We start from the raw sequence: 7,825 nt of genomic DNA on the forward strand, positions 1-7,825 counted from the left end.
ACCCCAGCCGCTATAGATTGGCGCCTCCGGACCCAGCAGCTTCTCGCGCAGTCGCGAATTGACCCCATCGGCGCCGATCACCAGGTCGGCCTCTTCTGTCGTACCGTCAGCGAAGGTCATGACGACCTTGTCGCCGCTGTCGTCGACATCGACCAGGCGCTTATCGAAATAAAGATTGTCCTGGTCGAGCGTGCTGACCATTAATTCGTGCAGATCGCCACGGTGTACGGTGATATAGGCTGCGCCATAGTTTTCGCGCGCAAACTCGCCTAGCGGGATACGAGACTGGTACTCGCCGGTCATGCCGTTGCGGCTGAACCAGTAATCGGGGTGTGAGCCCATGGTATTGAGCTTCTCTTCAATGCCAATGCGGCGCATTACTTTCATCACGTTGGGGCCAAGGTGAATGCCTGCCCCAAGGCGCGCAAACGCGGGTGCCTGTTCGTACACCTTGGTGGGGTAACCCGCTTTCTGCAGTAGCGCGCCTGCAGCGGCGCCGCCAAGGCCCGCGCCAATAACGGCTATGGTGGGTTTATTGTTCATATTCTGGTTTCCTCGCTGTTTTATTCGCCTATCACTCGTTTCTGCATGCGTTCGCGAATGCTATAAAACAACGTATACACCATTTATTTTTTGGTCAAGAATTAGTTTTGAAATTATTTTTAAACGAAAAAAAAGCGGTGTTTTTATTTAAATATATGAATTTAATGTATTTACAGCTGTTTTTTTGGTTTTATGCAAAAACTTGAAAAACGCATCCATTGAGTGCTATACGTTTATTAGGCTTGTTTTTATAGCGTACACACCTTTAGTGCTCGGTGGGTGTTAGCTCTGCACTTAGCTGGTGCAAGTCGATTGGCCGTATATGAAAGGGAGATGAAAATAGGCTGGATGAAGGTGCTACGAAGCGTGTTTGGCAGGCAGTACTTATTAGTAATATCTAAGTCATATCCAAGCCCTATTCAGAGCAAGAGGGCGGGCTTAACAATAACGATGATGATCCCCTATGACGCTAAAGCTAACTATCAATGGGCACGAACACGAGTTGGCCGTGCCGCCACAGACACCATTGCTCAATGTGCTGCGTAACGACCTAGCGCTCAATGGGCCTAAGTATGGCTGTGGTTTGGGTGAGTGTGGGGCATGCAGCGTATTGATTGATGGCATGGCCGCACGCACCTGCGTGCTGCCCGTGTCTGCTGCTGTTGGTCATGAGGTAACCACCCTTGATGGTCTTTCCCATGGCGATGAGCTTGATCCTGTACAGCAAGCCTTTATCGATGCTCAGGCAGCCCAGTGTGGCTACTGTTTGAACGGTATGATCATCACTATTCGTGCGTTGCTAAATCATAATGCCCACCCCTCTGCGCATCAGATTCGCACCGCTTTAGAGCATAACCTCTGCCGATGTGGCACCCATGTTGAAATTCTCCAGGCAGCGGAGCGTGCCGTGGTTATTAACGCGGCCGCGTTGCAGGAGGCTTCTCATGAGTGAAGGGGCGGTGCTCCATGGCCAGCAAAAACAGGCCGACATCCCCGCGCTGCTAGAGAAGGCACGTTTTGGTGTCGTGGTGCGTCCACCTTACTACCGGTGGAATGGCGAGCGTTTTGAGAGTGATCGCTTGGTTGGCGTCGATCGCAGTAGCATTGCCTCACTCTCTGGCTCTATTGAAGTCGTGGTGGACGGGAATTTTGTGGCGGTGGTTGCCGATAGTTTGGCCTTGGCGACCGACGCCGCTAAACAGTTGAAGATTGAGTGGCAGGCCGTTCACCAGGCATCCGAAAAAGTGCCTGAAGGAGGTCAAGGGCCCTCTGAGTCGCCTCTTGTAAAGCCTAACCAGTCGTCCATGCATTCGAACCATGCGTATGGCTGGCCGAGTCGCATGCGCTGGGGCAATCACCCCAGTTGGGTAATTGCCGATTGTCGCGACCAACAATTGAGCGTGTGGGGGCAAACCGTCACCCCTGCGGCGCTGAAACAGGATTTAAGCCGGTTAACCGCGCTGGATATTAGCCAGATTGAGCTTTACAGCGCCGACGGTAAGCACGCATCAAATCAGGCCTCAGGGCTGGGTCGCCACAGCGGTGACGATGCCGCCGTGGATGCGGCGCTGATGTCGCGGACGGTGGGCGGCCCGGTAGCCGTTTGGCTCGATGCCCACTACGCCAAGGACGCTCAGGCATTAGGCCAAGCGCAGCGAATTAGCCTAAACGCAGACATTGCCAGTAGTGGTGAGATAGCCCGTTATCACTATCAGCAGGCCAACCTCACGGGGGAGGTGGCTGGCGTAGGGTTGCTGTTAAGCGGTAGGGCCGCGATAACCACCGCTAGCGCTGAGGCCACCACCGGTGAGCAAGACACAACGCCATTCTCGCCCTATGTATTTCGCGACCAATACCTTGCCGCACGCTCCCAGCCAGCGTCACTCTCCACTAATGCCACCTTGATGGGGATACAGCAGACGTTTGCGCGGGAGTCTTTTTTAGATGAGGTTGCCCGCGAGAGCGACCAAGACCCTGTCGCGCTGCGGCTTCGCCATCTTGACGATGCCCGTGGCATAGAGTTGATAGAGTCCGTGGCTAAACGGGCCGAATGGCCAAGGGCATCCAATCCATCAGCGGACGCTTTACCCCAGGATCTACTGCGCGGGCGGGGCTTTGCCTACTCGCAGTTGCCCGATCGGAATCAGCGCGTGGAATCGGGAGTGCGCTCTGCCTGGATTGCCGATGTTGAGGTCAATCGTGTTACCGGTGATGTTCAGCTTACCCGTTTGGTGGTGGGGCAGGACGCTGGCCCTGATGTGGATACTGATCGCCTTCAGCAAACGCTACAGGCCCGGGTATTGGGCGAAGCGCGCCCCCTTTTGGGGCAAGCGCCCAGTTTCGACGAGTGGGGTGACGGCAGTCGTACGCTAACGAAAAGTGACTATTCAGCGGGCTTACCAACCAGCGCTTCTTCGTCAAGCCCTGCTGAGGAGGGTGTTAATCACAGCGTCAGTAAAGATGTATTAAGCGGTGCGGAGCTATCGCCGGGTGTTGCGGTAATCGCCAATGCGCTTTTTGATGCCACCGGCCTGCGTTTTCGCCAACCACCGTTTACCGCCAAACGTGTGCGCCAGGCACTCGAAGCTTCGTCCATCGAGGAGGCAGGGCGCCCATCTACATTGAAACCGACGCGGTCAGTGAAACGTCGCTGGTTAGCCGCTGCAGCGTTTACCACCATTGCGGGCACTGCGGCCGTGGCGTGGCCGTGGAAAGGGGCCATTGCGCCTGTCTCACGGCCAGCCGCCAACCTTTATTCCGCCGAGACCATTGAACGCGGGCGACTCGTGGCGGCTGCAGGCGACTGCGCGGCGTGTCATACCACAGAGGGTGGCGTGACCAATGCCGGTGGGCGTGAATTTGAAACCCCTTTCGGGACGCTCTACAGCACTAACATTACTCCGGATGAGGCGACGGGGATTGGTCAGTGGTCTTACGCAGCCTTTGAACGCGCCATGCGCCATGGCATTAGCCGTGATGGCAGCCACCTGTATCCCGCGTTTCCCTATACGGCGTTTGCCAAGACCAGTGATGCCGATTTACAGGCGCTTTACGCCTACTTAATGGCTCAACCTCCTGTCGCGACTGAAAAAAACGCCAATGCGCTCACGTTCCCCTTCAGCGTGCGTAGCTTAATGGCAGGCTGGAATACGCTTTATCACGATGCAACCCCTTTCCAGCCTGACCCCATGCAAAGCGAACTGTATAACCGGGGAGCCTATCTCGCCGAAGGGTTGGGCCACTGCAGCGCCTGCCATAGTCCCCGCAATGCCATGGGGGCTGAGAAAAACGGCGAGGCGTATTTTGCCGGTGCCTTTGTAGATGGTTGGGAAGCACCACCGCTTAATACGCTGTCGCGTGCGCCCATCCCGTGGAGTGAAGCATCGCTCTACGACTATCTGCGCCACGGTGAATCTGAGTTTCACGGCGTTGCCTCTGGCCCTATGGCCCCGGTGGTAGCGGGGTTGGCGGAGCTACCTGAATACGATGTGCGGGCGATTGCTCACTATGTGGCCGCCCAAATGCAGGCACCAACCGGGAATAGCGATGCGGCGATGGCGGACGCTACGCAGCGCGTAACCAGTACAGCCGTTAGCTCAACAGGGCTGGAGGCAGGGGAGCGGCTCTTCGAGGGCGCCTGTGCGGCGTGCCATGTCGATTCTGGCGTTCCTACCTTTTCGAGGGCGAGCACTAATCTGGCGCTGAATACCAATTTGCACAGCGACCATCCCGATAACGTTATTCAGTCAATTTTGGGCGGTGTTCATGCCGAACACGTCCCCGGTATCGGCAGCATGCCAGGCTTTGCCGACAGCTTTAGTAATACCCAGGTCGCTGATTTGACGACCTATCTCCGAGCGCGCTTTGCTCCTGAGAAAGCACCTTGGCAACAAGTAAAACAACGCATCACAGAGTTACGCCAGCCTCACTACAACAACACTCACTCTACTCCCTGACGTAATAAAACGAGGTGGATTATGAAACGCAGTAAATGGATATGGCTAGTATGGGCAGTTGTCCTGCTGAGCTACCTAGTGCCTTACACCCTCCTAAGCGGGGTCGCGTTCTGGTACGGCAGCTTCCTGTTTTGGATGTTGGCAGGGCTGATCATCATTGCGCTGAATGTGTTTATCACTAAAGATTTTGAGGAGCACAGCAATGACTGAGTCACTCATCTGGTGGTCCATTGCCATCTATTTATTGATCGCTATTGGCATTGCGATCATGTCTCGCCAAGGCCCTTCCGAAAGTATGTCGGGATACTTCCTGGGTAACCGACAAATGAACGGCTTTGTCTCGGCGCTGAGTTACAGTGCCACTACCTACAGTGCTTTTATGATGGTGGGCTTGGCAGGTCTTACCTATGCCGGCGGCGTGGGAGCGCTCGGTTTTGAAATCATCTATTTTGCCGGTGTATCGCTTGTGGCTATCTTCGGGCCAAAATTCTGGGCGGTGGGCAAGAAGTTTGGCTTTGTCACCCCCAGCGAAATGTTGGGCCACCGCTACAACAGCAAACATGTGGCCATGGCTGTCTCGATTGCCAGTTGTATCTTCCTGATTCCCTATTCAGCCGTTCAGCTCGCAGGTGTCGGTTACCTGTTACAGGGGATTACTGATGGCGCGATTACTTTTACGACTGGGGTGGTACTGGCCACTGCCATTGCCATCTTCTTCTCCTATATCGCGGGCATTCGTTCGGTGATGTGGACCGACTCGCTCCAGGCCATCATGATGATTGTTGCCTCAACCCTGGTGGCCTTCTTGGTGATCCAAGGCCTGGGTGGTTTCGGCGCACTATTCGATACGCTGGCAACGGAACATCCACAGTCGCTGACGGTGCCCGGCCCTGGCTTGTTCAGCTTTGTCACTTTCCTGGGGCTTACTATTCCCTGGTTCTTCTTTAGCATTTCCAACCCGCAGGTCAGTCAACGCCTGTTTATGCCTTCCTCGCTGCGCTCCATGCGCCACATGCTGATTGGCTTCCTGGTATTTGGTTTTATCTACACCATGGTCTCTGTGCTTTGGGGCTTCTCTGCTTTAGCCGCATTCCCAAGTCTTGCAAGTGCAGATTTAGCCACGCCTACGCTGCTGGCCTCGGAGTTTGTACCGCCAGTATTAGGGGTGATCGTGATGATCGGCATCATGGCGGCTGCGGTCTCTACTATCGATTCGATCATGCTGACCTTGGCCTCTATGGTTTCCCGCGACGTCTATGCCAACGTCAAACCGAACGTCAGTGAAAAGCGCCAACTGCTGGTGGGCAAGTTCGTGGTGCCAGTGATCGCACTAATGGCGCTGGCCTTTGCCGAGCTGCAGCTTGACCTTATTGCAGTGCTGTCGGTGGCCGCTTCCTCCGGTCTGGTAGCGATGGTGCCGGCACTTACCGGTGCCTTCTATTGGAAGCGCGGTACTGGCGTCGGTGCACTGGTAAGCGTAGTGGGCACCAGCGCCTTTGTGCTGTTGATGTATGCCACTGGCAATTCTCTATTGGGCCTACCCGCTGGCGTTTGGGGCATTGTGGTCGCTAGTGTGCTGTTTGTTGGCGTTAGCCTTATGACCAAACCTCATCAAGCCTCTTCGGACGCCTTCTTTACCGCCATCTCGGAAGAGCTGAGTAAAAAGAGCCGTACTACCACCGATCAAGCGACGAAAGAAGCGGCTGCCTAATTGACGTTCAGCTTTGAACCGATAACACCACAGAGCGCTTGGTGTGCCCAAAGGTGAGCACGAGCGCTCTCAGCTAACACTCCCCAGTATGCTATAGCTGTGCTTTCGCCTGGGGAGTTAGGAGTATGTATGGATCACGCAAGCTTTGCCGAAATTTGCCTCCATCAGCTAAAAATGTCCGGCGTACATGAAGGCGAAAAACTCGTCGTACTGACCCAGGGTAGCGAACGCCTTAATTATGCGGATGCCTTTATGGCGGCGGGACAGCGTTTAGGCGCCAATATGTACCACATGCGGTTACCCGCGCCGTTACCTACCGGTGGCTGGGCCGTGGGAACAACGGGGCTTGCTAGCATGCCCGATGCGGTGGAAGCGCTGAAAAACTGCGACATGTTGATCGATTGTATTTTCCTGCTGTTCTCTCCCGAGCAAATGGCGATCCAAGCCGCGGGTACGCGCATCTTGACGGCGGTTGAACCGCCAGAATTACTGGCCAGAATGTTGCCCACCAAGGAACTAAGGGAAAAGGTTGAACTGGCCGCCGCGCTGCTGGAAAAAGCCAAAGTGATGCGCATCACCTCGCGCCATGGCACTGATGTCACCTATCAACTGAATACTTATGAGACGGTTGCTGAATATGCCTGTACTGACGAACCGGGGCGTTGGGATCACTGGCCCTCTGGCTTTGTGTTTACCGGAGGGGATGACGATGGCGTTGATGGCACCATTGTGGTGGCGCCGGGCGATATTCTGCTACCCCAGAACATATATGTCAGAGAGCCCATTACCTACACCATTGAAAAGGGCTGGATTACCGGCATACGCGGTGGGCTCGATGCGGAGCTAGTGAAATCCTATATGGATAGCTTTAACGACCCGCGCGGCATGGGCATGAGCCATGTTGGCTGGGGCATGAACCCGAACGCCAAATGGCACCGCATGGTGCCGGGGGAGTTCCCGGGGGGCATGGGGATGGAGCCGCGCAGCTTTTATGGCAACGTGATGTTCTCCACCGGCCCGAACAGCGAGCTAGGTGGCACAAATGATACCGCCTGCCACTTGGATATCCCGATGCGTAATTGCTCATTGTTTCTTGATGATGAACCCATCGTGATTGATGGTGATATTGTCGTAAAAGAGCTGCAGATGGACAGAAACTGACAGGCAAGCAATACATAGTGCGAAGAATGGTGCGAAGATGAACGCAACGATGCCATTGTACGTTTAAGTATGCCGCTTGCCGCTTGCCGCTTGCCGCTTGAATATGACCTAACCGATAGCGCCGCTCCTGTCCATGGGGGAATCCTCCATGGGCATTGCTGTGTCTCGATGCCAAAAGATATCTCCCATAGTTGACTTTGCTATGCCTATGTTAGGTTGATATTCAACGCTAATTGTCCTCCCCGGAAATTGTAATGCGCTACAAACTCACCTTATGGTCATTAATAAGTATTAGGAAAAAAATATAAACCAATAGGGGGCCCGGGGATGTGTGGAGGTATGTGTTGAATCGAGCACTTACCTTGGCGCAACGGGACTTTTACCGGGGAATGTGTATGAATGAGACCCTTGCAGATGCTGGGGGCACGACGGCGGCAGCGGCAGAAGTGCCGTC

General features: G+C 54.8%; 6 protein-coding genes. 5 read left to right on the forward strand and 1 reads right to left on the reverse strand.

Translation table 11 applies throughout. The features are described from left to right. On the reverse strand, positions 1–543 hold a 543-nt coding region (locus INT22_RS21545; RefSeq protein ID WP_226912908.1), incomplete at its 3' end, for an FAD-dependent monooxygenase. Positions 544–1,006: 463 nt separating this feature from the next. On the opposite strand from INT22_RS21545, the gene INT22_RS18715 reads away from it, so the two are divergent. The 5 genes from INT22_RS18715 to INT22_RS18735 all read left to right on the forward strand — a co-directional run bounded on the left by INT22_RS18715 (position 1,007) and on the right by INT22_RS18735 (position 7,371). Continuing rightward, positions 1,007–1,495 (forward strand): (2Fe-2S)-binding protein, encoded by a 489-nt coding sequence (locus tag INT22_RS18715; protein ID WP_193061714.1) that lies wholly within the window; start codon positions 1,007–1,009, stop codon positions 1,493–1,495. Continuing rightward, complete coding sequence (locus tag INT22_RS18720) at positions 1,488–4,499, forward strand: c-type cytochrome (protein ID WP_226912909.1); 3,012 nt, start codon at positions 1,488–1,490, stop codon at positions 4,497–4,499. The genes INT22_RS18715 and INT22_RS18720 overlap by 8 nt, the downstream gene beginning before the upstream one ends. Before the next feature lie 21 nt (positions 4,500–4,520). Further along, entirely contained in the window at positions 4,521–4,709 is a 189-nt protein-coding gene (locus tag INT22_RS18725) for a hypothetical protein (protein ID WP_089039321.1), read from the forward strand. Further along, positions 4,702–6,210 carry a sodium:solute symporter family protein gene (locus tag INT22_RS18730; protein ID WP_193061712.1) on the forward strand — a complete coding sequence of 503 codons (1,509 nt, stop codon included), beginning with the start codon at positions 4,702–4,704 and terminating at the stop codon, positions 6,208–6,210. Before INT22_RS18725 ends, INT22_RS18730 begins: the two co-directional genes overlap by 8 nt. A gap of 129 nt (positions 6,211–6,339) precedes the next feature. Beyond that, entirely contained in the window at positions 6,340–7,371 is a 1,032-nt protein-coding gene (locus tag INT22_RS18735) for a leucyl aminopeptidase (RefSeq protein WP_193061711.1), read from the forward strand. Positions 7,372–7,825 lie beyond the last annotated feature (454 nt).

The organism is Halomonas sp. 3D7M (genome assembly GCF_014897885.1).
Classification (GTDB): Bacteria; Pseudomonadota; Gammaproteobacteria; order Pseudomonadales; family Halomonadaceae; genus Vreelandella.

What these genes read in the sequence shown, in the direction of transcription:
- INT22_RS18715 (WP_193061714.1), top strand. Translation starts at nt 1,007, where the DNA reads ATGACGCTAAAGCTAACTATCAATGGGCACGAACACGAGTTGGCCGTG.
- INT22_RS18720 (WP_226912909.1), top strand. Translation starts at nt 1,488, where the DNA reads ATGAGTGAAGGGGCGGTGCTCCATGGCCAGCAAAAACAGGCCGACATC.
- INT22_RS18725 (WP_089039321.1), top strand. Translation starts at nt 4,521, where the DNA reads ATGAAACGCAGTAAATGGATATGGCTAGTATGGGCAGTTGTCCTGCTG.
- INT22_RS18730 (WP_193061712.1), top strand. Translation starts at nt 4,702, where the DNA reads ATGACTGAGTCACTCATCTGGTGGTCCATTGCCATCTATTTATTGATC.
- INT22_RS18735 (WP_193061711.1), top strand. Translation starts at nt 6,340, where the DNA reads ATGGATCACGCAAGCTTTGCCGAAATTTGCCTCCATCAGCTAAAAATG.